The 23,586-nt window shown below is 52.1% G+C and carries 18 protein-coding genes and 1 pseudogene; 13 read left to right on the forward strand and 6 right to left on the reverse strand.

Translation table 11 applies throughout. The features are described from left to right. The first annotated feature begins 5 nt into the window (after positions 1-5). From CWE12_RS00930 to prpF, 6 genes and pseudogenes are all read left to right on the forward strand, one after another. Positions 6-1,970: an alkaline phosphatase family protein gene (locus CWE12_RS00930; protein WP_198675659.1), complete on the forward strand. Its 1,965-nt coding sequence runs from the start codon at positions 6-8 to the stop codon at positions 1,968-1,970. Between the two features lie 182 nt (positions 1,971-2,152). Beyond that, the gene (locus CWE12_RS00935) at positions 2,153-2,836 is read left to right on the forward strand and encodes a GntR family transcriptional regulator (protein WP_126787705.1); all 684 of its coding nucleotides are present in this window, start codon (positions 2,153-2,155) and stop codon (positions 2,834-2,836) included. Positions 2,837-2,849: 13 nt separating this feature from the next. Further along, a complete protein-coding gene (gene prpB, locus CWE12_RS00940; protein ID WP_420836626.1) occupies positions 2,850-3,719 on the forward strand; it encodes a methylisocitrate lyase in 870 nt (289 codons plus the stop codon). A gap of 14 nt (positions 3,720-3,733) precedes the next feature. Next, positions 3,734-4,859, forward strand: a pseudogene (prpC, locus tag CWE12_RS00945) (bifunctional 2-methylcitrate synthase/citrate synthase). 101 nt (positions 4,860-4,960) lie between these two features. Further along, a complete protein-coding gene (acnD, locus tag CWE12_RS00950; protein ID WP_126787707.1) occupies positions 4,961-7,552 on the forward strand; it encodes a Fe/S-dependent 2-methylisocitrate dehydratase AcnD in 2,592 nt (863 codons plus the stop codon). 104 nt (positions 7,553-7,656) lie between these two features. Further along, the gene (gene prpF / locus CWE12_RS00955; RefSeq protein WP_126787708.1) at positions 7,657-8,850 is read left to right on the forward strand and encodes a 2-methylaconitate cis-trans isomerase PrpF; all 1,194 of its coding nucleotides are present in this window, start codon (positions 7,657-7,659) and stop codon (positions 8,848-8,850) included. An 82-nt stretch (positions 8,851-8,932) separates the two neighbouring features. Here the strand turns inward: prpF and CWE12_RS00960 are convergent, their stop codons facing one another. The 3 genes from CWE12_RS00960 to CWE12_RS00970 all read right to left on the reverse strand — a co-directional run bounded on the left by CWE12_RS00960 (position 8,933) and on the right by CWE12_RS00970 (position 10,797). Beyond that, positions 8,933-9,577: an SDR family oxidoreductase gene (locus CWE12_RS00960; protein WP_126787709.1), complete on the reverse strand. Its 645-nt coding sequence runs from the start codon at positions 9,575-9,577 to the stop codon at positions 8,933-8,935. Positions 9,578-9,688: 111 nt separating this feature from the next. Then, on the reverse strand, positions 9,689-10,186 hold the full coding sequence (locus CWE12_RS00965) for a hypothetical protein (RefSeq protein WP_126787710.1): 498 nt from the start codon (positions 10,184-10,186) through the stop codon (positions 9,689-9,691). A gap of 74 nt (positions 10,187-10,260) precedes the next feature. Then, entirely contained in the window at positions 10,261-10,797 is a 537-nt protein-coding gene (locus CWE12_RS00970) for a TetR/AcrR family transcriptional regulator (protein WP_126787711.1), read from the reverse strand. A gap of 148 nt (positions 10,798-10,945) precedes the next feature. Here CWE12_RS00970 and CWE12_RS00975 point away from each other — a divergent pair, with 148 nt between their 5' ends. From CWE12_RS00975 to minE, 5 genes are all read left to right on the forward strand, one after another. Beyond that, the gene (locus tag CWE12_RS00975; RefSeq protein ID WP_126787712.1) at positions 10,946-11,653 is read left to right on the forward strand and encodes a response regulator transcription factor; all 708 of its coding nucleotides are present in this window, start codon (positions 10,946-10,948) and stop codon (positions 11,651-11,653) included. Between the two features lie 509 nt (positions 11,654-12,162). Next, entirely contained in the window at positions 12,163-13,005 is an 843-nt protein-coding gene (locus tag CWE12_RS13775) for a HAMP domain-containing sensor histidine kinase (RefSeq protein WP_476723721.1), read from the forward strand. Between the two features lie 111 nt (positions 13,006-13,116). After that, positions 13,117-13,797 (forward strand): septum site-determining protein MinC, encoded by a 681-nt coding sequence (minC, locus tag CWE12_RS00985; RefSeq protein WP_126787714.1) that lies wholly within the window; start codon positions 13,117-13,119, stop codon positions 13,795-13,797. Between the two features lie 29 nt (positions 13,798-13,826). Continuing rightward, on the forward strand, positions 13,827-14,639 hold the full coding sequence (gene minD / locus CWE12_RS00990) for a septum site-determining protein MinD (RefSeq protein ID WP_126787715.1): 813 nt from the start codon (positions 13,827-13,829) through the stop codon (positions 14,637-14,639). Positions 14,640-14,641: 2 nt separating this feature from the next. Next, entirely contained in the window at positions 14,642-14,911 is a 270-nt protein-coding gene (gene minE, locus CWE12_RS00995) for a cell division topological specificity factor MinE (protein WP_126787716.1), read from the forward strand. On the opposite strand, the gene CWE12_RS01000 is transcribed toward minE, so the two are convergent. The 3 genes from CWE12_RS01000 to dbpA form a co-directional block, all read right to left on the reverse strand. Continuing rightward, complete coding sequence (locus CWE12_RS01000) at positions 14,908-15,774, reverse strand: alpha/beta hydrolase (protein ID WP_126787717.1); 867 nt, start codon at positions 15,772-15,774, stop codon at positions 14,908-14,910. The genes minE and CWE12_RS01000 overlap by 4 nt on opposite strands. Positions 15,775-15,934: 160 nt before the next feature. Then, positions 15,935-17,665 carry a Na/Pi cotransporter family protein gene (locus CWE12_RS01005; protein WP_126787718.1) on the reverse strand — a complete coding sequence of 577 codons (1,731 nt, stop codon included), beginning with the start codon at positions 17,663-17,665 and terminating at the stop codon, positions 15,935-15,937. A 167-nt stretch (positions 17,666-17,832) separates the two neighbouring features. Further along, positions 17,833-19,257 carry an ATP-dependent RNA helicase DbpA gene (gene dbpA / locus CWE12_RS01010; protein ID WP_126787719.1) on the reverse strand — a complete coding sequence of 475 codons (1,425 nt, stop codon included), beginning with the start codon at positions 19,255-19,257 and terminating at the stop codon, positions 17,833-17,835. Positions 19,258-19,428: 171 nt separating this feature from the next. Between dbpA and CWE12_RS01015 the strand changes: the two genes are divergently transcribed. Beyond that, the gene (locus tag CWE12_RS01015; protein ID WP_126787720.1) at positions 19,429-21,519 is read left to right on the forward strand and encodes a TonB-dependent receptor family protein; all 2,091 of its coding nucleotides are present in this window, start codon (positions 19,429-19,431) and stop codon (positions 21,517-21,519) included. Positions 21,520-21,887: 368 nt separating this feature from the next. Further along, the gene (locus CWE12_RS01020; protein ID WP_126787721.1) at positions 21,888-23,276 is read left to right on the forward strand and encodes a M28 family metallopeptidase; all 1,389 of its coding nucleotides are present in this window, start codon (positions 21,888-21,890) and stop codon (positions 23,274-23,276) included. Positions 23,277-23,586 lie beyond the last annotated feature (310 nt).

A 23,586-nucleotide genomic window follows, 5' to 3' on the forward strand; every position in this document is an offset into this window, starting at 1 on the left:
AAACGATGTACAAATCTGCTTTTTTTCTTACCACAGTCTCGGCTGCTGTGGTGTTGTCCGCATGTTCAATAAATCCTCAGCCATCCGGTGAACGCGCAATACTGGTGAGTATTGATGCATTAAACGAACGGCTACTGCGCGATAATTTATCAGCGCAACAGGCACCCGCATTGTATCGGGTTTTTGATGGCGGCGCCTGCACTGAGTATGCGCAACCTATGTTTCCGTCCGTGACTGCCGCAGGCCACGCCTCGATCTGGACCGGGGCTTATGGTGATGTGCACAATATTGCAGCCAACGCAGTTCACGTCTTACCACGCGATCAAAATACCGCGATGGCAACAATTTCAGGGTTTGATTCAGCCAACCTAAGCGCCGAACCTATCTGGATCAGTGCCGGTTACGCGCAACGGCGCGTTGGTGGGCACCACTCAACCCAGGCGCCTGGTGAAGCAGGGTTCCCGGCCCGCAGTGGCGAGCGTAGCGCTCAGCAACAGGCTGATTTCGAGCGCGTTCAGGCGGGTTACGAGTTAAGTAATGTGCAGGTGATGAATGGCTATAACCAGCAGGTCACAGGACATGCGGTCATTCGCGCTGAAGACGTCAGCTGGACTGAGGTTAGCGAATGGCGCAATTTAGGCCAGCTAGGGGTGACCCTCGAGCCAAAAGCTTTTACTTTTAGCAACGCGGCTGGCACCTTCCACGGGTTGCTGTTTGGTTCATCGCGCTATGACAGCATGGCAATTAGCCTGACGCCCGATATCAATCAGGCAGTGATAGCCCAGTCCAACCCAGTGGAGACGGAGGGCTTTGCCGACCGCGAGCTGGCACGTCATTTTTCAGAGCCGTTAAAAGTAGAAACGGAACGTGGTAATACCTTCCTCCGCATTCGCCTTTTTGAAGTGAGCAACAATGGTGAAGACTTTATGCTTTACCACCCGTCAATGCATGTCATGGATACCAATCATGAGTCTGTCCAGGCAGGGTATGACGAGTATGTCCAGGGCTGGTTTGGTAATTCAGCGTCGCGCATGTACACGGCGGGTGAATTTGGCCCAACGCGCTTTCAGGGCGGTGACGGAACCGCTGAAGCGCGGTACCTGGAAACGGCAGAATTATTTACCCGGGTGTTTAACAAAGGCAGCAGTTGGTTCTGGCAGGAGCAACAGGTTGATTTGCTGGTCGACTACTTCCCGTTAGGCGACTCCATTGATCACAGTTTACTGACTTATATGGACCCGACCTGGCCCGGCTACGACGAGGCTGTGGGCGAGGCCATGACGGAATTGCGTAACAAGACCTGGCAACTGGTCGATTTGCGTCTGGAGCATCTGTTACAGCTTGCTGCTGACGCCGATGCAGCGACCTTTGTGGTCGGTGACCATGGGATGCGCAGCAGTTGGATGGAATTTAAACCGAATGTGTTGTTGCAGCAGGCCGGGTTACAGGTACTGGATGAAAACGGCATGGTGGATTTAAGCCGGAGTAAGGCGGTGGCACCAAGTGGCCATTGGGTCACCGTTAACACCACAGAGTGGCGTGGTGGGATTGTTGAGCCAGATCAGAAAGAGGCGGTCATTGCCGAGGTGGTACAAGCCCTGCAAGGCGCAGCAGACAGTGAGGGCGGTGCGGTCATCGAACGGGTGTATATCGCCAGCGAACATCCGGAGCTGGGGATTGGAGGCGCCGCGGGGGGCGATGTTTACTGGTCTGAAGCGGATAACTATCGCAGCAGCCGCAGTACCCGTGGTGATCAGTATGTGGCAGAAACCGGCCCGTTAGGCTGGCATTCGCGAGCCTCGACCGACCCTTATATGCAAACCGTTACCTGTGCCTATGGTGGTGGATTCAGCAGCAAACGAATACCCGCCTCAAAATTGATTGATGTGGCGCCGACGGTGTCCGACTATCTGCGTATGCCTGCGCCACGGCACGCTCAGGGTCGTAGCCTGTTACCGGATTTGCGCTAACACCATAGTGGGCAGAACGCTGTCACAGGGAAGGCCAGCTAAGAATGACTTAGCTGGCCTTTTTTATCCTCAACCCTGTCAGGGATTCGCTACACAATTGTCGACAATTCTTGAGTAATGGCTATTGAAGCTTTGAATAAAAGGTATAAAATGGTCAGATATTCAAAAGCTGTCGACAATTCATGCATATTGAAAACGTTTTACTACGACCTCCAGTGACCGCATCTGATCGCGTCCTGCTTGAAATTCAGAAAGCCATTGTGGAAGGCAGCATAGCCCCGGGCAGCAAAATGAGCGAGCCGGAGCTGGCAAAACGCTTTGAGGTCAGCCGCGCGCCGTTGCGAGAGGCAATGGCAAGGCTGGAGCGCTGTCATCTGATTGAACGGACCCCGAATGCGGGAGCCCGGGTGGTGACTTTAACCCCGCAAGGGTTGTTGTCGCTTTATCAGTTGCGCGAGGAGCTGGAAGGACTGGCCTGTCGGCTGGCGGCCGAAAACATGGCAGAAGACGAAATAACTGAATTACGCGACTTGCTGAATGCGCATCTGCAGACGCAGCGGGTACGCGAAGGCGAAAGCTACTATCAGGAAGCGGGTGACCTCGACTTTCATTACCGGATTATCCTCGGCAGTAAAAATCCGTATTTAATCAACATTTTGTGTGACGAGCTTTACTTTCTGGTGCGGATGTACCGGGTTCAGCTGGGCATGAACGGGCCACGGGTGTCCCGTGCATTTGATGAGCACAAAGCTATTATTAATGCCATTGCCAATCGCGATGGTGAACTTGCCGACTTACTGATGCGACGCCATATCGGCGCATCACGTCAGAACATCGAAATTCAACTGCAAAATAAGGGAAACTAGCATGACACAGCTTATCAGCGCAGGCGCAAAGCTACGCGACGCAATCAAATCAGAAAAACCATTGCAGGTGGTGGGTACTATTAACGCCTACACTGCAATGATGGCGGAACGCGTTGGCCATAAAGCACTCTACTTATCAGGTGCGGGTGTTGCCAATGCCTCGTTCGGCTTGCCGGACTTAGGGATGACCTCATTGAATGACGTTTGTGAAGACATTCGCCGGATTACCGCAGCCACTGATTTACCTTTGCTGGTCGATGCAGACACAGGCTGGGGCGGTGCATTTAATATTGCACGGACAGTGAAAGAAATGACCCGGGCCGGTGCGGCAGGGTTTCATATTGAAGATCAGGTAGCGCAAAAGCGCTGTGGTCATCGCCCGAACAAAGAAATCGTCTCGCAGCATGAAATGGTCGACCGGGTGAAAGCTGCGGTTGATGCACGTACTGACGAGAACTTTTTCATTATGGCGCGTACCGATGCGCTGCAACAGGAAGGTCTGGAAGCTGCGATTGAGCGTGCTCAAGCCTGTGTTGAAGCCGGTGCCGATGCGATTTTTGCCGAAGCGGTGCATACCCTTGAGCAATACGATGCCTTCAGTAAAGCACTGAATGTACCTGTGCTGGCGAATATTACCGAGTTTGGTGCGACACCATTATTTAATAAACAAGAGCTGGCTGAAGTCGGTGTCGAAATGGTGCTGTATCCGTTAAGCGCATTCCGTGCCATGAACAAGGCGGCTTTGAATGTATACAACAGCATTTTAGAGAACGGTGATCAAAAAGCAGTGGTCGATGACATGCAAACGCGTGCCGAGCTGTATGACTTTCTGAATTACCACGCGTTTGAAGAAAAGCTGGACGCACTTTTTACTAAAAAATAACGAGGAGTTTAATCATGGCAGAGAAAGCATTGAGTGGAGCAGGCCTGCGTGGCCAGGTCGCTGGCGAAACAGCACTGTGTACCGTTGGTAAAAGTGGTTCAGGCCTGACATACCGTGGTTATGATATTAAGGAACTGGCGGATAAAGTTAGCTTTGAAGAAGTAGCCTACCTGCTGGCGCATGGCGAATTGCCAACCCAGTCTGAGTTAAGCGACTACAAAACCCGTTTGAAGTCATTACGTGGTTTACCACAAGAGCTAAAAGACGTGCTTGAGCGAATTCCTGCTGAAGCGCATCCGATGGACGTGCTGCGTACCGGTTGTTCATTCCTCGGTAACCTGGAAACAGAAGAGAGCTTTGACGACGCGGATCGCCATATTGAACGTATGCTGGCGGTGTTCCCAAGCATTATGTTGTACTGGTACCGTTACAGCCACGACGGCGTGCGGATTGAAACCGAAACCAATGACGATTCAATTGGTGCGCACTTCCTGCATTTGCTGCATGACAAAGCGCCGACTGAATTGCATTCAGCAGTGATGAATACCTCATTGATTCTGTATGCAGAGCATGAATTCAACGCCTCGACCTTTACTGCTCGGGTTTGTGCTTCAACCTTGTCAGATATTCATTCCTGTGTGACTGGCGCGATCGGCTCGCTGCGTGGTCCACTGCATGGTGGCGCCAACGAAGCGGCGATGGATCTGATTGAAAACATGGAATCAGCGGACGATGCGGAAAGCACCCTGGTCGGTATGTTGGAACGCAAAGACAAGATCATGGGCTTCGGTCACGCTATTTATCGTGAATTCGATCCACGCAATGACATCATCAAAGCCTGGTCAGAAAAAATTGTCTGAAGAGTTTGGTGACAGCCGCTTGTATGACGTGTCAGTGCGCTGTGAAGAAGTGATGTGGCGGGAGAAGAAGTTGTTCCCGAATGCGGATTTCTTCCATGCGTCTGCCTATCACTACATGGGCATCCCGACCAAACTGTTCACGCCAATTTTCGTCATGTCGCGGGTTAGTGGCTGGACTGCACACGTTAAAGAACAGCGTGCGAACAACCGTATTATCCGCCCAAGTGCTGATTATACAGGCCCAGAGCCACGCCCAGTACCGGCTTTGTCTGAGCGCTAGACGCAGGATAGCTACGAGTAAACGGCAGGCTAAGCCTGCCGTTTAGCAGGGCATGCAAGGCATGGCCTACAAAGCCAGCTATAACCTTTCAGGTGACTAACATGAAGAGCGAATATCGCAATCTACCGGGCACGAATCTTTATTATTACGATACCCGTGCCGCGATAGAAGACATTAAACCCGGTAGCTACGACAAGCTGCCCTATACGTCGAAGGTTCTCGCCGAGCAACTGGTACGTCGCGGCGAAGGCCAGACCCTGACCGATGGCCTTAATCAATTCATCGAGCGCAAACGCGATCTCGACTTCCCCTGGTATCCGGCGCGTGTGGTCTGCCATGACATTCTAGGGCAAACCGCGCTGGTTGATCTGGCTGGTTTGCGTGATGCCATTGCCGATCAGGGTGGTGACCCGGCCAAGGTCAACCCGGTCGTGCCGACCCAGCTGATTGTTGACCATTCGCTGGCGGTTGAGCATGCGGGGTTTGAAAAAGACGCCTTTGAAAAGAACCGCCAGATTGAAGACCGTCGCAATGATGACCGTTTCCACTTTATTAACTGGACCAAAACGGCGTTTAAAAACGTTGATGTGATTCCGCCGGGCAATGGCATTATGCACCAGATTAATCTGGAGAAAATGTCGCCAGTGGTGCAGGTTCGTGATGGTGTGGCGTTTCCGGATACCTGTGTCGGTACCGACTCTCACACGCCCATGGTAGACGCCTTAGGCGTTATCTCGGTCGGTGTCGGTGGACTCGAAGCTGAGAGCGTGATGCTCGGTCGTGCCTCCTACATGCGTTTACCGGATATCGTGGGTGTTGAACTGACCGGCAAGCTGCAACCCGGCATTACCAGCACCGATTTGGTCCTGGCAATTACCGAGTTTTTACGTCGTGAGCGGGTGGTTGGTGCCTATCTCGAGTTTTTCGGCGAAGGGGCTAACAAGCTAAGCGTGGGTGACCGCGCAACCATCTCCAATATGACACCGGAATACGGTGCCACAGCCGCGATGTTCTACATCGACGAGCAAACCATTGATTACCTTAAACTGACTGGTCGGGCTGATGAGCAGGTTGAATTGGTTGAGCGTTATGCCAAAGAAACCGGCTTATGGGCGTCGCAAATGACAGAGGCTGAGTATGAGCGAGTGCTGACCTTTGATCTGTCGAGCGTCGGCCGCAACATGGCCGGGCCGTCTAATCCGCATGCGCTGTTACCGTCGTCAGAACTGGCCAGCCGTGGAATTGCCGGTCAGTACGAGCAGGTTGACGGCAAAATGCCGGATGGCGCGGTGATCATCGCTGCCATTACCAGCTGCACCAATACCAGCAACCCGCGCAATATGGTTGCTGCAGGCTTGATCGCCCGCAATGCCAATAAGCTCGGTCTGACCCGTAAGCCATGGGTTAAATCCTCGCTGGCGCCGGGTTCAAAAACGGTCAAGATGTACCTCGAAGAAGCGGATCTGATGGAAGAGCTGGAAACCCTGGGCTTCGGTCTGGTTGGTTTCGCCTGTACCACCTGCAACGGGATGAGTGGCTCACTTGACCCGGTGATCCAGCAGGAAATAATTGAACGCGATCTGTATTCAACCGCGGTACTGTCAGGCAATCGTAACTTTGACGGTCGTATTCACCCGCACGCGAAGCAGGCGTTTCTGGCGTCACCTCCGCTGGTTGTAGCCTATGCGATAGCAGGTAGTATTCGTTTTGACATCGAAAAAGATGCGCTTGGCTACGACAACGAGGGCAATCCGATTACGCTGAAAGATATCTGGCCATCGGATGACGAGATCGACGCCATTGTGAAACAGGCAGTTAAACCGGAGCAGTACCGTACTGTGTATGAGCCGATGTTTAACCTGTCCGTCGATTACGGGGAAAAGAACGATCCGCTGTACAAGTGGCGCCCACAAAGCACCTACATTCGTCGTCCTCCATACTGGGAAGGCGGGCTTGCAACGGCTCCGTCGTTAACCGGAATGCGGCCACTGGCAGTCTTTGGTGACAACATCACCACCGACCATTTGTCACCGTCAAATGCCATTATGGCGGACAGTGCCGCAGGTGAATACCTGGCCAGCATGGGCGTTCCGGAAGAAGACTTTAACTCGTACGCGACCCACCGTGGTGACCATTTGACCGCCCAGCGGGCCACCTTAGCCAATCCTAAAATCTTTAATGAAATGGTGACGGATAAGGACGGTAAGGTTATTCAGGGGTCGCTGGCGCGGGTTGAGCCCGAAGGCAAACAAATGCGCATGTGGGAAGCCATTGAAACCTACATGGAGCGCAAGCAGCCGCTGATTATTATCGCCGGCAATGACTACGGTCAGGGTTCATCGCGTGACTGGGCCGCCAAAGGCGTTCGCTTAGCAGGTGTAGAAGCCATTGTCGCTGAAGGCTTCGAGCGTATTCACCGCACCAACCTGATTGGGATGGGTGTTATGCCACTGGAGTTTAAACCAGGTACCACACGCACCACCCTGAACATCGACGGAACTGAAACCTTTGATGTGAAAGGTGAACCAGCGCCCGGTGCTGAACTTACTCTGGTCATCCACCGTAAAGATGGTGAGCAACTTGAAGTGCCGGTAACCTGTCGCCTGGATACGGGTGAAGAGCTTGGTGTGTATAGTGCAGGTGGTGTATTACAGCGGTTCGCCAAAGACTTCCTTGAGTCTGAAAGCGCCTGACCCTTGGTTTTGCCATTTTGATGAACACGAAGCTTAAAAAACAAAAGGGGCCCGTCGCGGCCCCTTTTTAAGCGTTCAATATTGAAATCATGCGGGAGTAAATAATGACCCATCCAGCACAAATTAAAATTGCCGCGACGTATATGCGTGGCGGTACCAGTAAAGGCGTATTCTTTCGCCTTGACGACTTACCTGAGAATGCCCGCCAACCGGGTGCGGCCCGTGACAAACTCCTGTTGCGCGTGATTGGCAGCCCGGACCCCTATGGTAAACACACCGATGGTATGGGTGGGGCGACCTCGAGCACCAGTAAAACCGTGATTGTCAGCAAAAGTAGCAAAGCGGACCATGACGTCGACTATCTGTTTGGCCAGGTGTCCATTGACAAGCCTTTTGTCGACTGGAGTGGCAACTGTGGCAATCTGTCGGCAGCGGTAGGACCTTTTGCTATCAGCAACGGCCTAATAGACGCTGACAAAGTACCTGAAAACGGCGTCTGTGAAGTACGTATCTGGCAGGCTAATATTGAAAAAACCATTATTGCGCGGGTGCCGGTCACAAATGGGCAGGTGCAGGAAACCGGCGACTTTGAGCTTGACGGGGTGACCTTCCCGGCGGCTGAAATTCCCGTCGAGTTTATCGACCCGGCGTCTGATGAAGACGGCCAGGGCGGTTCGATGTTCCCCACCGGTAACCTGGTTGATGAACTGGAAGTGCCTGGTCTGGGTGTGTTAAAAGCGACCATGATAGATGCAGGTATTCCGACTGTGTTTATCAATGCCGAGGATGTGAATTACACTGGCGTTGAATTGCAGGAAGCGATTAACAGCGACCCGGATGCACTGCTGATGTTTGAGCGTATTCGCGCCCATGGCGCCCTTAAAATGGGCGTTATTAAGGATTTGGCAGAAGCTGAAAGCCGTCAGCATACGCCAAAAGTGGCCTTTGTCGCTGGCCCCCAAAGTTATATTGCATCCAGCGGTAAGCAGGTTGCAGCTGGCGATGTCGACGTGCTGGTTCGCGCACTGTCGATGGGTAAACTGCATCACGCCATGATGGGCACAGCGGCCGTCGCTATTGGCACTGCCGCCGCGATTCCCGGTACCCTGGTTAATCTCGCTGCTGGTGGGAGTGAGCGTAAGTTTGTCACCTTCGGCCACCCGTCAGGCACGCTTAAAGTAGGTGCCGAAGCGACCCTGGTGAATGGCGAATGGCAGGTGAAAAAAGCAATTATGAGCCGCAGTGCGAGGGTGTTGATGGAAGGCTTTGTCCGCGTTCCTGGTGACTACATGAAGTAAGGTGTAGAAAAGCAGTGAGGCCGCAAACAAAATTTGCGGCCTCACTCTGTTATTAAAGAATCTGTTACTAAAGAATCTGCTGTTAAAGCTGACTTGCCACAGATTCAACCGACTGATTGCCTTTTACCATATCAAAGGCTTTACCCACTGCGTTTGGTTTATCCAGCACTTCAATCAGCATTGCGGCTACATCAGCGCGGGGAATTTCCCCCTCAGTGATGCTGCTTTCAGCCCTTACCTGACCAGTCGGCTTGTCGTCGGTAAGTAAACCCGGACGGACAATGGTGTATTCCAGATCAGAGCGCATCAGCTCGCGATCAGCGTAATGCTTGGCCACATAGTAAGGGGTGATATCAGGGTGCCAGAACTCACGGTTGTGAGCTTGCAGCGCGCTGACAATCACAAAGCGTTTTACGCCTGCCAGTTCTGCTGCTTCCATCGATTTCACTGCACCGTCAAGGTCAATGCGCAGCGTCATGTCATCCTCTGTCGAACCACCTGACCCGGCAGTAAAGATAATCGCATCGGCACCCTCTAAGCTTTCTTTCAGCGTTTCAACCTTGTCAGTCAGATCAAACGCACGTGCCTCAATGTCCTGTGCCTGCAGCGCTTTAATCTGCTCATCTTTGCGGACCAGGGCAACGGGCTGGTGAGTCGGGTGCTGTTGCAGCTGCTTAACCACGTGCTGTCCAATTTTGCCGTTGGCACCAATTACATATACTCGCATACGTCCTCCCACTGAAATGATTCGTCTTATTTAAATATGGGCATAAGCCTAGATGAACAGTGGCGGTTCGTCAGCCCGGGATTGACGCAGAAAGTAGATTACGGCGATCGTTTAAAAGCGAAAGCGCACACCCAGACCCATTTCATTATCGACATCGTCGGTATTAAGTTTGTAGCTTGCTTCGATGGCAAGGTTACGGCCCAGTGGTACGTAGGCAAAGACACCAAACGAATAGTACCCGTCACCAACGGTATCCTTCACCCCTTTAACCGCCATAGGAACGTCGCCTGCTGCGAATTTATAGCCTAAACCAAGAATAGTGCCGGTATCGTCGCTGGATGAGTAATCGTAGTGACTAAAGCCAGCGATGGCGGAGAAACCGTTGGCCAGATAGATATCTGCCGTTCCCCGAAAAACGAATTCGTAGGCGTCGATATACTGTGCGTGCAGCGAGACGCGCTGACTAACGTCAGTACCTGCAGCCAGATAAATGCTGCTATCGCTGTAATCGTAGGCACCGCCGGCCAGGTAAGTTTCGGCGGAGGCAGGAACCAGGGCACTGAGCCCTAATAATGAGAGGCTTAACAAGGTGGTTTGTCTGGCTGGCATGGATGATTCGCTCATTTAATAAGATAAACAAGCCACCTAGTTTAAAGGCCACAGCAAAATTGTAAATCCTTGATTTAGAATACAGCAGCGGGTTGGGGCGTAACCGACATGGCGGGTTGCTCAGTTTTCTTCTGAGTCTGGCTAGCGGCAGCCGGAGCCCCATATATGCGACTCATGCGCTCACCGAACGCGGCAAACAACGCGAGCCGCTGGCTATCATTCATATCTCCAATAATGCCTTGCAGGCTCTGCCGTTTCTGTTGGTTCAAAGGAGCCTCCGCATAGGTTTTCATAAACAGCATTTCCAGGTTAGGTTCAGTAGGCAGTGTTTGCAGCAGTTCAATCATTGAATCAACCGGCAGTGATTCCCAGTTTGCATACTGTGGCTTATGGCGTTGCAGGACCTGCTTCAGATGAAGCGTCAGCATTTCTGAAACCAGGGTGTAGACGCACGAGAAATGATATAAGATTCCACCTTTGGAAATACTGGCGAATTCACACAGGGCGTCCAGGGTGAAACCCTGAGGACCTTGTTGGCGCGCCAACTCCAGCGCATTATTGAGAATATATGCCCGCTTGCTGGGGCGACCGCCTCGATTCGAGATCGTCATGGATGAGCTCCTGAATAAATTATTGTTAGTTGTTCGGGATATAGGTCTGCTTATTAGTCGAACCGAGTATAAGAAATTGAACGTAGAGAAACGTTAAGTTATGCAAAACCACTGTTGCTAACGTCAGGAACCGTTACTATTCGCTGCGATGACTAAACTATTACTGGTTGAAGATGATAAGGAACTGGCTGAACTGGTGCGTGAGTACCTGGTTCTGAACCAGTTTGAAGTAGATGTCGCACGTAACGGCCGCGATGCGCTTGGGCGTTTGTCGAAGAAAGCGTATGCAGCCGTGTTACTGGATATCATGCTACCCGGTATAGACGGTCTGGAAGTGCTCAGGCAGGTGCGTCGAAGCAGCTCAACCCCGGTTATTATTATTTCCGCGCGCGGAGCAGATATTGATAAAATTGTTGGCCTTGAACTAGGTGCCGATGATTACCTTGAAAAGCCGTTTAATCACCGCGAACTGCTGGCCAGAGTGAAGGCGCTGCTGCGTCGGGCTAAGCTTCCGGCAGGGCAGCCGGCGGACGTTTTAGCGGCTGAGGGGCCTGAGCCAAACCTTTTAAAGATAGGTGACCTGAGATTCAATCTGCTGTCACGCACTCTTTACTACGATGATATTCCGGTTGGCCTGACGGGCATGGAGTATGCGTTGTTACTTAAACTGGCACAGCAGCTGGGCGAAGTGATCAGCAAAGAAACACTGTCGATGGAATGCCTGGGGCGGCGGCTTACGCCGTTTGATCGCAGCATTGATACCCACATGAGTAAAATCAGAAAGAAATTAGCATTGATCGGCAGCGTGGTTGAAATTAAAGCCATGCGAGGGCGGGGGTACTGTCTGGCATGTTAGCGACCTTGAAGCCTCGTTCTCTGGGCGTGAAAATTCTGGGCTGGTTCTGGTTGACGTTATTGCTGTCCTACCTGGCCGCGTCTGTGCCAACATTCTTCCTGCCTGCCAGCGTTAAAGAGCGGGTAATTCCAGCTGAAGATTTAACCGGAATGCAGGCCTTAGGGCAGCTTATTGTCAAGAACGTGGTCGAAAACACGGACGCCGAACTTAACAAGCGTGACGACCGCTTTGTCCATTGGGCGGTATTGTCCAGCGACGGCAGCCTGATGATGAGTACCGAGTCCGTGCCAGCACAGGCACAGCGACTTATTGAACAGGCAGAGCGCGATAGCCAACCGGTTGAGCTGCTGTTGCGGGACATGGTAATTAGCGGGCCGCAGTACGTAGAGCTCGAATCTGAACAGTACATGTTGATGTTCTGGCGCGATCGTTATCCGCGCTTTTTAGATAAAATCAGAGAAATCCCGGGCTGGTTGAAGCTGGCTTTGGTAATGCTCACGACCTTGGGCATGAGTTTTCTGTTCTACCGGTCTATTGTGTGTCCGCTACAGCGTTTATCACGTGGCTTTAACGAGTTAAGTCAGGGCAACTTTGACTACCGCCTGGGCAACGAAATTTGTCTGGATGATGAATTTGATAAGTTGTATGCCAACTTTGACCGCATGGCGAACCAGTTGCAGGAAATGGTCAGCATGCACAATCGGCTGATCGCCGATATTTCACATGAGTTAAAAACCCCCTTAAGTCGACTGCAGATGTCAGTCGCGCTGGCCAGAACAGCGCCGCCGGAACAGTTAGGTGCCTACTTTGACCGGGCGGAAAGTGAAGGCGAAAAGCTCGATGAAATGATTAAGCAACTGCTGCAGCTGGCTGAGTGTATCACTCGTTCGCTTGAGTTTACCTGCCAGCAGGAAGAGGTGCCGGCTCTGTTAGAGCCGTTGCTCGACGATGCCCAGTTTGAGGCTGATGCGCTGAATGTTGAGTTTTCAGTGCAGGCGCCCGACAATATCTCGCTCCTTCTACACAAACGCCTGTTTACCATGGCGCTGGAAAACCTGATTCGAAACGCGTTCAAGTATGCGCAACGTCTGGTCAGCCTGAAAGTGTATTTTAAACAGGACCATTGCGTGTTCGAAGTCTGTGACGATGGCCCCGGGGTCAACGCGGATGACTTGCCACGTTTACGTACTCCATTCTACCGTGCTGATCAGGCTCGAAGTCGCCAGACTGGTGGCGTCGGGCTGGGTCTGTCGATCGCCCACGAAGCCATGGTTGTGCATGGTGGGCGTCTGGGACTGCGTAATCGAAAGCGCGGCGGTTTCAGTGCCAGCCTCCACATTCCTCTTCGTTAACCCCGTTGTTTACCAAAGCTTTGCATTCGTGGACTAGGCAAAGTTTACCCTTTTCGCCAACATAAAGAGCACTTTGTCTTCAGACTGAAATTATGTGGAGCGACGAGTCCAATGAGCAATGCTCCTGTCCTCAAGGGAAGCAGTTTTACCCTGTCTATTTTGCAACTGTTTGATTCAGATACCGACCGGGCGCTTGCCTATCTTGCTGGCAAGGTTTCCCAGGCGCCGGCGTTTTTCGCACAGGCGCCACTGATCTTAAATGTCGAACAGGTTGAAGGGGATCTGGCGTTTGCCCGCTTGAAAAACGGCATTGAAAAGCTTGGTCTGCATGTGGTGGGCGTGGTGGGTTGTGAACGCACTGCTCAACAAGAGCAGGCGTTCGCTGCCGGCATTCCGCGCTTGCGACCGGGCAGCCAGGGCAGTGAACTTGATATTCCAAAAGGGCCTGCGCGCACGGCCAAAGCGAGTAAGGTGGTACGCACGCCGGTGCGCTCCGGTCAGCAAATATATGCCAAAGGGCGTGATTTAGTGGTTCTGGGTCATGTAAGCCATGGCGCCGAAGTCATCGCAGATGGCTCAATTCAAATTTATGGCACCTTGCGCGGCCGTGCTCTTGCAGGTGCGGCCGGAAACGGGGATTGCCATGTATTGTGTGGCAATCAACAGGCCGAACTTATTTCTATTGCTGGCAATTATTGGCTTAGTGAGCAGATTGATAAGCAATTCTGGCAGCAACAGGTATTGGTCACGCAGCGCGATGATGCGCTGCAGATGGAAACTATTCGCCTCTAACTATTGATCCATATATAAGGATAACAACTATGGCTCGTATTATCGTGGTAACGTCCGGTAAAGGTGGCGTGGGTAAGACAACGTCCAGCGCCGCTATCGCTTCAGGCTTAGCCTTGGCTGGGCATAAAACCGCAGTCATTGATTTTGATATTGGACTGCGCAATCTGGATCTGATCCTTGGTTGCGAACGTCGTGTGGTCTATGACTTCGTTAATGTGTTGAATGGCGAAGCCTCTTTGCAGCAGGCATTAATTAAGGATAAACGAAGCGAGAATTTGTTTATATTGCCAGCTTCGCAGACCCGCGATAAAGACGCTTTAACCATGGAGGGCGTGCAGCAGGTGCTGAGCGAGTTAGATCAGCTTGGTTTCGAATTTGTCATCTGTGACTCGCCCGCCGGGATTGAACATGGCGCAATGATGGCGCTCTATTTTGCCGATGAGGCCATTATAACGACCAACCCGGAAGTCTCTTCGGTACGTGACTCGGATCGCATTCTGGGTATTCTCGATGCCAAATCGAAGCGTGCTGAAAAAGGGTTGGAACCGGTAAAACAGCATTTACTGATCACCCGTTACAACCCATCACGGGTCGACGCCGGGGAAATGCTAAGCGTGGACGATATTCTGGAGATACTGAATATTCCGCTGCTCGGTGTTATTCCAGAGAGTCAGTCGGTGCTCAACGCCTCGAACAAAGGCGTGCCTGTGGTCTTCGAAGAACAGGCCGACGCCGGCCAGGCGTATCAGGATGCCGTGGCCCGTTTAGTGGGCGAAGACAAACCCATGCGCTACGTGAAAGCTGAAAAGAAAAGCTTACTAAAACGGATATTTGGAGGCTAACGATGTCGTTATTAGATTTTTTTCGTACCACCAAGCCATCCACTGCATCGGCGGCCAAAGAGCGCCTGCAGATTATTGTTGCCGAGCGTCGCCAGCAAGGCGAAGCGTTGCCAGCCTATTTGCCGCAGTTAAAGAAGGATATCCTTGAGGTGCTGGCCAAATATGTCAATGCCGACCCAAATATGGTTAAAATTTCGCTCGAACACAGCGATGACAACCTTTCGGTTCTGGAACTGAACGTCACGCTGCCAGACGACGATGAATCGGCTTAATCGCACCAGCCATCAAGGTGCTGCTCGCTGAGAAAACGCTGAATGTCGTCATAGGCAGGAGTCAAAAAGCGCAGTGGACTGCCCAGGCTGGCTATCAGGTCTACATGCCGGGTACGCGGGTAGATATGCAGTTGTGAGGGCACCCCGAGTTCTGACAAACGCTGCTCAAAGCGCTCGGAATGCTCAGCGTTGGCGACGCTGTCTGCGCGCCCATGCAACAGTAAGGTGGGTGGCATGCCTTCTCCGGCAAGGGCGACGGGGTTTGCCTGATTACCATTTGCCTGGCTGAATTTATCGGCGACCCGCGAGTGATCGAGGGGTAAATCGTAAGGCCCGGACATAAGAATCGCGCCGTCGATTTGACCTGAGTATCTCTGCGCCTGCAAGTACTGCGGGTCGGCGGCAATTAAAGCAGCGCTATGGGCACCGGCAGAGTGTCCGGCGAGGATAACCGACTGTGCGCTGGGGCAGCTTGCACTGATAGCGCCCTCAAGTTCGCTGACGGCTTTTGCGACATCATCGATAAACGCCGGAAATTCCACCTCTGGATAAAGACGATAATCGGGAATTACGGTGATATAGCCGAGCCGGGCAAACGCCTGGCCAATAAATTCAAAATCGGCTTTGTCACCACGTTCCCATGCGCCGCCATAGACAAACACAATCACCTTTTGTCGCTGTTGCGGCTGATCCGGGTAATAGATATCCATTTGCTGCCGTGTGTGCTCGCCATAGGACACGGATTCAAGGGTATAACTGCCGTCAGGGGTCAGCGCGTTGAGCACGGCTGACCCGCTGCAGCCGGTGAGCAGGCTACAGAAGAGTACAACAAAGAGACGAAATAGAGAGCAGTTGTGGCGCATGTCACCTGTGGTCCCGGGCAAAGGTATGGGTAGTCTCTATACCCCGACCAGCGGGAATAGGATCAGTTGTTGTGCCGGAATGATAGCAACAAAAAAGCCCGGGGTGCTAGCACGCCGGGCCTTTTGAGTCAGGTTCACAGGTTACCTGTTATTCGTCCTGTTACTCGTCGTCAATTCGCATGGCTCGCAGACGACGTCCGGCAGCCGCTTCATTGACGTTCAGAATGTGATCACCTATGCGCTCCAGACGGTTCAGCATGTCCATGAAGATCACGCCGGCACGGGCAGGGTAGTTACCACTTTCGAGGCGAACGTAATGGGTGTCACGGAACTTGTCGCGCGTTTGATCCACCAGGTTTTCCAACTCAATAGCTTTGTCCAGCGACACATCTTCTGGGTTTTTAGCTACATTGCGATGCATTTCACCAATAGCTTCACGGACTGAATTCATCATTTGCAGCATTTCTTCCGCTGCGTCGTCCGGCCAGCTGGCTTTTGATTCAGTCATCCGTTCAGTCAATTTAGCAATCTGGAAATAGATATCGGCAATCCGTTCCAGATCATTGATCATCGTCTGCATGAAGCGAATGCGTTCAGTCATCGAGTGTTCCAGGTTGGTATGCTCGCTGATACGCACCAGGTAATCTGAGATCTCTATCTCCAGCACGTCGGTCACGTCTTCAAACTTACTGACCTTCTCGATGATCTTGTCGTGTTTAACCTCAGGGTCAAACAGCAGTTCATGAACCGAATCGTGCATCTTTTCGATGATGTCGGTGAATTGCATAATCTCTTTATTGGCCTGCTCGACAGAGAAGCCCGGAGACGTCATCGGCCCGCCGCTGATATGGCGCAGGTGAAACTCATCGACGCCGCCACGATCCGGCTGAATGTACTGCACAAAGCGCACTAAGTAGGGCACAAAGGCAAACAGAAGAACCACGTTGAGAACGTTAAACGAGGTATGGAACAGTGACAACGCCAGGGTCGAGTTTTCCCGTGCCGTGCTTGCAGGGTCCATTACCGACGCAGGGCTGCCGGTAAAGTACTGCACAATGTTGTCCATCATATGCAGGAACGGGAAGATCAGCGCCAGCATCCACAGCACGCCAATGACGTTAAAGAAGAAGTGGAACCTCGCCGCCCTTTTCGCATGCACATTGCCGACCAGAGCCGCTATGTTGGCGGTCACCGTGGTCCCGATGTTTTCGCCAAGAACCATGGCGGCGGCAATCGGGAAGGTAACCCATCCTTCAAACAGCATCACCAGGGTAATAGCGGTTGCCGCGGAGGACGACTGCGTGAGCAGAGTAAGAATGGTCCCCACCAGCACAAACGCCAGCATCGAAAGGAAACCATAGTCGGTAAAACTATCCAGAAATGCGAACATCTCCGGGTTTGAATTGATATCTGGCACCGCACCTTTTATGAACTCAAGGCCGATAAAGATAATCCCAAACCCAACCATTGCTTCCGCAATATTGCGCAAACGGTTATTTTTCGAGAACAGGAAGGCAAAGAAAATACCAATAACCGCAAGGGCTATGGGCGTAATCTGAAACTTAAAGCCGAATAAAGACACCATCCAGGCAGTAATGGTGGTACCAATGTTCGCCCCCATGATAACGCCGGTCGACTGCACAAAGGTGAGCAATCCTGCGTTTACAAAACTCACCGCCATAACAGTGGTCGTGGTGGAGGACTGGGTAATGGCCGTGGTGCCAAACCCTGTTACCACACCCGTCAAACGGTTGCGGGTCATGCCACTTAAGATACCTTTTAAGCGACTGCCTGCCATTTTTTGCAGACCTTCACTGAATATTTTCATGCCGAAGATGAAAATACCCAAAGAACCAATCAGTTGCAGGAAATCAAATAGTGAGTATGTCATGCGCTATGCCTTACGTATGGGTGAGGGTTGTGCAAAAAGCGCACATTGGTAACCTCAGGCCTTGTACTTGGGTGCGTAGAAGCGCGCATTATATCTGTCATCGTTTTGCAATGAAACGACTTTTCGGCTGCGGTTTTGTTAAATTTTCAGCTCAGTGCGGGGAGTGTTCACAAAACCCGCGCACGGAAACGTTTGCCTTTGATTTTATCGCCATTAATTAGCTGCAATGCGCGATCCGCAATACGGCGGTTGACGGCAATATAGCCCCAGTTGGCCTGCAGCTTAATTTTACCGATATCTTCCATCTTTAATGCATTGTCGCGGGTCAGTGCCCCAACGATATCACCGGGGCGCAATTTGTCTTTTTTACCACCGTTAATTTGCAGCGTGATCATCGTCGCCTGCAGCGGCTTGCTGTTACCTTGCTCAATCGGGATCGCACGCATCTGAATAGGTTCAGGCAAGGTATCTTCAAGCAGACGAACCTTGTAGTCATCTTCCGGCCCGACCAGGGTAATTGCCAGACCTTTTGCGCCCGCACGTCCGGTGCGGCCAATGCGGTGGGTATGGGTGTCGGTGTCGTGGGCCATGTGTACGCACAGCACTAAATCGAGTTCGCTGATATCCAGCCCGCGCGCCGCGACATCGGTAGCCACCAGAATACGCGTACTGCCATTGCTGAACTGAACCATGGTCTGGTCACGGTCACGTTGTTCAAGGTCACCATGCAGAGCTAATGCGCTGTAACCGTTGGCGCGTAAACTATCGTTCAGTTGCTGTACTTCACGTTTGGTATTGCAAAAGACAATGCAATTGTCAGGCTGATGCGCCTGCAACAGGTGCATCACGGCCAATGTCGCCGGCATAGTGGCGAGACTATAAAAGCGCTGTTCAATATCGGCTACCACCTGCTCGGTGGCGATCGTCAGCTTGACCGGTTCACGGGTGACACGGCCAATCAGTTTATCCATCCCTTTAGGGTAGGTGGCGCTGAAAAGCAAAGTCTGGCGTGCAGCTGGGGTCGCCTCAATGATTTTTAGAATGTCATCCTGAAAGCCCATGTCGAGCATGCGATCGGCTTCGTCTAAAACCAGCGTATTGATTCTGGAGCAGTCGAGTTGCTGCTGACTTAAATGGTCCAAGACTCGACCAGGCGTGCCCACCAGCACATGAGCACCATGCTGTAACGAAGTCGCCTGCGCTCGGGCTGGTACCCCGCCGCACAGGGTAAGCAGCTTAAGGTTCGCCACGTTTTTCGCCAGCTTGCGGATTTCAGTAGCCACCTGTTCAGCAAGTTCGCGGGTAGGGCAGAGAACCAGTGCTTGCGGTGAGAAAATGTTTATATCGACATTGTTCAGTACACCCAGTGCAAAGGCAACAGTTTTACCGGTGCCTGTGGCCGCCTGCACAATGACATCACTACCGCGCAAAATGACAGGCAGACTGGCCGCTTGTACTGCAGTCAGTTGCGTATAGCCAGCATCACTCAGACCGGCCGCCAGAGCGGCAGGTAAATTGAGCTGTGAAATGTCTGCAGCGTCTGCTGATTGCGAATCTGTCGAAGCGGAGCTGGTCTGGCTAAAGTCTGTCATGGCGGGCATTCATTGCAAATTATCGGGCGCATATAGTAACAGAATTCGCCGGGGAACGAGGGGAATTGAGACAGATTAAATCCGGGGGACTAAAATTACCTATATAGTGTTGACAATCATTCTCATTATCATGTAACTTCACCGCCAGTTAAGAATGGAACCGGAGAACTCATGTTACCTCACTTTTTATCTCGTCCCTCGAAAGTCGCTACTGCTGTTCTGTTAGCGACTCTGCCGTTAACCGCTGTCGCTGAAACTTCAGACGATTCGGATCAGCCCAATGGTGAGGCTCGCGCTGTGATGCCGACCATTGAAGTGATCCGGGTTTCGGGTTTTTATGCACCACACCGCTCAGACGAGACCGGTACGGTGGTTCTGATTGATCGTGAAGATATCGAACGTATTCAGCCATTGTCGACTGAAGATATTCTGCGTCGCGTCCCGGGCATTAACGTGAAGAGTGAAGAAGAGACCTCCATCGTTGCTAACTTTGGTATTCGTGGCCTGTCTGCCAGCGAATCGAAGTCGCTGGTGCTTGAAGACGGAGTGCCAGTGGCGCCAGGTTTGTTTATCGGTAACGACCGCTATTTTAATCCGCGTATTCAGCGTATTGAGGGTGTTGAAATCCTCAAAGGCTCAGCGTCACTGCGCTACGGGCCGTCCACCATTGGTGGGGTGGTGAACTACCAGACCCGCACACCGGATGACGGGGTTCAGGTGAACGCCCGCACAGGCTCGTTCAATATGCAGGAAATGACCGTCGAAGCGGGCAGCCGCACTACGTCAGGCGACGCCTACGCTGGTGTTGTTGCGACCCACTCCAGCAGCGACGGTTTTATGGACAAAGGCTATGACATGACCGACCTGATGTTTAAGTCAGGTGCAGTGCTTTCTCCGAATCAACGGGTGGGGATGAAGTTCTCCTACCATGAAAACGATGCCAATATTTCCTATCGCGGCTTGTTGCTCGATGACTACCGTTCGGGTGCTACCTATAACCCGGCGCCCGATGATTATTACCTGACTGACCGGATCGCCTTTGATGCCAATCACGAATTACTCTTAGGCAACAGCGCGAGCCTGAAAACACTGGTCTACTGGAGCGATGTGTCACGTGACTACTGGCGTTATGGGGTGGACACGGATGCCTCGGATCTGGCGGGTCGCTGGGTCTACAATGACGACGTTACCGGTAACAACCGTTCGTTCGAGCGCTTCGGCATCGAAACCCGTCTGCGTTTCGACGCTACCATTTTGAGCTTGCCTGCACAGAATGAACTGGGTCTTCGTTATATGAACGAAGAGTCTGATGACCGTCGCATTCGTGCGACCCGTGAACAAGACCGCACCGGGCCAAATGACCGTCATCGGGTGGACTCAGCAGACAGCTACGCAGCCTATGCGCAAACCAGAATTGAACTAAGCGAAAGACTGGCTGTTACCCCTGGTATCCGCGTTGAATCGTACCAGCAGGAACGTTTGATTCTGACTGAGAACAATGCCACAGCCAAAACCACCAACACTGAGTATTTGCCAGGCATTGGGGTTACCTTTGACGCCACTCCATCGGCGCAGGTCTATGGTGGTGTTTATCGCGCATTTTCACCGGCGACCAACGGCGTTGCACTGGACGGCCTGACCGATCAGGATTTGGACGGTGAACGTTCGAACAACTTTGAACTTGGTCTGCGCGGTGCACTGGAACAGCTTGATTATGAATTTGCCGCTTTTTATATGGACTTCAGTAATCAGGTCGTGACCGGTAACACCAACCCGAACCTGTCGCAGTCAAATGCAGGTGAAACCGAGCACTATGGTATTGAAGCTATGCTTGGCTACGATCTGGGTAGTGGCTTCCGCATTGACAGCAATGCAACCTGGGTTCCAACATCGGAATTCAAATCAGGTGATTTCAGTGGCAACCGGCTGCCTTATGCACCAGAAGTCGTGGCGAACCTGGCGGTAAACTACAACTACAACAGCCTTGATGTCACCTTGAACATGCATCATCGCGGCGAGCAATATGGTGACCCAACCAACCAGGTTGAATTGCCAGAGGGCGCGGGTGGCGGTATTTGGGGTGGTTTGATGCCAGCTTACACTGTGTATGACTTCACCTCGCTATATACCGTGAATGACCAGCTTACCCTGTTTGGTTCAATTAAGAACCTGACTGACAAGCGTTATATCTCAGGCCTTCGCCAGGGTATTTACGTAGGTCCTGAACGTTCATTTGAACTGGGTCTTCGTTACAGCTTCTAAGACCCCAATGACCAAACCGAAAAACGCCGCTGATATCAGCGGCGTTTTTTTTGGGAGCAAAACGTTCAGGCAAAAAAAACCGGGATACCAGCCTGTAAGTAGTATCCCGGCAAACTTCCCGCACCTTGAGTGCGCCCTTCATTTATGTGAGCAGGCTCCAGGGAGAGTACTGGGCTGCGAACACATGACTACGATAACCTACTCACAAATGATAATCAATATCATTTGCATTTTTATTTATGCTTTCTTGTCTGAACAAGGAGTGGCTTAAACTCAGTCATCCTTGTGTTGGTCGCATCAACTGATCATTGTTACGCCTTTATGCGTTAAGCTAGCAGGCGAAAATAAGAAATCAGAGAGGAATCAGCATGAAAAAAACAGCAACCATGAAGGCTGTGGCGGTATTGCTTAGTGCCACCGCAGCGGTGAGTCTGACTGCGCAGGCGGACGTTACTTATGCAGATCAGGAAAAACTGCATGAGATCGCAACAGCGACATCGGCCGAACGTATCGAACAGGACATCGAAACCTTAGTCAGTTTTGGGACCCGCCATACACTGTCGGAAACCGAGTCAGATACCCAGGGAATCGGCGCGGCCCGGCGCTGGATTTTTGAAGAGTTTGAACGTATTTCAGAAGCATGCGGAGGCTGTCTCGAAGTCTATTACAGCCGTGATGTAATATCGGACACCCCTCGTATTGAAGACCCTGCAGAGGTGGTCAGTGTGGTCGCGATTCAGCGCGGAACGACGGACCCGGACCGCTACGTGATGATGTCCGGTGATATTGATTCGCGTGCCAGTGACGTTATGGACTCCACCTCGGACGCACCGGGCGCAAACGACAATGCATCAGGCGTCGCCGGTACCATTGAAGCGGCACGTGTGCTTAGCCAGCATCAGTTTAATGGCTCTATTGTCTATGCTGCACTAGCGGGTGAAGAGCAGGGCCTGTTTGGTGGCCAGATCCTGGCGCAACAGGCAAAAGACGACGGCTGGCTGCTTCATGCGGTACTTAATAACGACATGATCGGCAACATTTCGGGTATTAACGGGGTCACCGACAATACCACAGCGCGTGTGTTTGCTGAGGGCACACGCATGAACGAAACCGCGGAAGAAGCGCGGATGCGCCGTTTTACCGGCGGTGAAGTAGACTCACCGAGCCGCAACCTGGCCCGTTACATTGACTGGATTGCGGACCGCTATATTCCTAATCTGGATACCATGGTGGTTTACCGCCTGGACCGTTTCGGCCGCGGCGGACACCACCGCCCGTTTAATGACTTAGGCTACCCCGGTGTGCGTATTATGGAGACCAACGAGCACTATGATCGCCAGCACCAGGATTTGCGCAATGAAGACGGACGTCATTTTGGTGATACCATCGATTACGTTGACTTCGATTACGCAGCCAAACTTACCGCATTGAATGCAGTCACTCTGGCCAGCATGGCCTGGGCGCCGGCGCCTCCGACGGGCGTTGAAATTTCAGGCGCCGTCAGTGCCAACACCACGCTGAAATGGAACCAGCCTCGCTCTGCAGAGGATGCCAATATCAAAGGTTACAAGATTTACTGGCGCTACACCGACCAGCCACAGTGGCAGTTCAGCCGTGAAGTAGGCAAGGTGACTGAATTCACACTAGAGAACGTGGTCATTGATAATTACTTCTTTGGCGTTGCCAGCGTCAACAACGAAGGCATCGAAAGTCCGGTGGTATTTCCGGGCGCTGCCGGTACCTTCGAAATCGAGTAGGGCAGAAAGGCAGGGGCAGGTGCTATTGCCTGCTCCCGCTAATGACCAGATACCGCGGTAGATATTCAATTAGCCGCGCTGAGTGCACGTTTTGTCATTGCAGTCAGAATTTATCTTTAGTAAGGTCAATAACATACTAATAACGTGCGCCAGGGATATCAGGCATAGCGACACAGCAAAACGAGCACGCTCAGTTTGTTTTCCAAGGGAAAGAGCCTCCTCACAGTATAACCTTCGCTATATCAACCACCTGACTCGTTACTTGCTCGCAAACCCGAGCTAGCAAAGTGTGCGTGCTCAATATACAAAT

It is taken from the genome of Aliidiomarina sedimenti (genome assembly GCF_003986955.1).
GTDB classification, from domain to species: Bacteria; Pseudomonadota; Gammaproteobacteria; order Enterobacterales; family Alteromonadaceae; genus Aliidiomarina; species Aliidiomarina sedimenti.